This window comes from Lacinutrix sp. MEBiC02595 (genome assembly GCF_053601555.1).
The window spans coordinates 1-691 of the sequence record NZ_JBSHNU010000137.1 but is presented as its reverse complement, the minus strand read 5'-3'; the positions used below and the strand labels follow the sequence as shown (position 1 = coordinate 691).

Genomic DNA, 691 nt, shown 5'->3' with positions numbered 1-691 from the left:
CATATACAAACACGTTGTAAGTAATTTGAGAAAGACTAACGAGATAGAACATTTCATTTGACCGAAAAAGAACAGAAAATATACAAATACGGAATTATAATCGGAGAATTAGGAACCTTGGCTGAATTTAATAATAAAGCTAATCAAGGTTATGAATTTAATTTAGATAGATTCCCTAAATCAACTAATCTAAATTCTGTGATTACAGAAAGAATTGGTCATTTAACAGATTCTTTTGAACTGAAGAAAATTGAAAATGAAAATGCGTTCAAATATTTCACGAAAAAATTAAAAGAAAAGTGGTTTTTTGAATATCAAAATAAACAAGAACATCACTTGACTGATAAACTAAATAGTTTTAATATGTTTCATTCCGATTATCAACAAAAATATATTATTGAATTTGTTGATTTTCTACTTCAGACATTAAATCCGAATGCGATTTATAAAATCAAACTTGGAGATTTAAAAATTTATTACGCATCTGATTTTGATCATTACTTATTTGAATGCGAAGATGCAGATTATCATTTTGAATTGAGCGTTTCGGATTAAAAAAACTACTTACAACACCGTGTATATTTAATTGCTTGGTTCTTGTTTGTTCGGAAAATCTTTACAGATTTTCTATTCCGTTTTTGTTTACTAATTTAGTAACTTACACACGCAACTAAGCATACACAAACACGTT

1 protein-coding gene is annotated in these 691 nt (G+C 27.2%); it reads left to right on the top strand.

The genetic code is table 11. The features are described from left to right. The first annotated feature begins 57 nt into the window (after positions 1 to 57). Complete coding sequence (locus tag ACVCZW_RS02075; RefSeq protein WP_446845316.1) at positions 58 to 555, top strand: hypothetical protein; 498 nt, start codon at positions 58 to 60, stop codon at positions 553 to 555. Positions 556 to 691 lie beyond the last annotated feature (136 nt).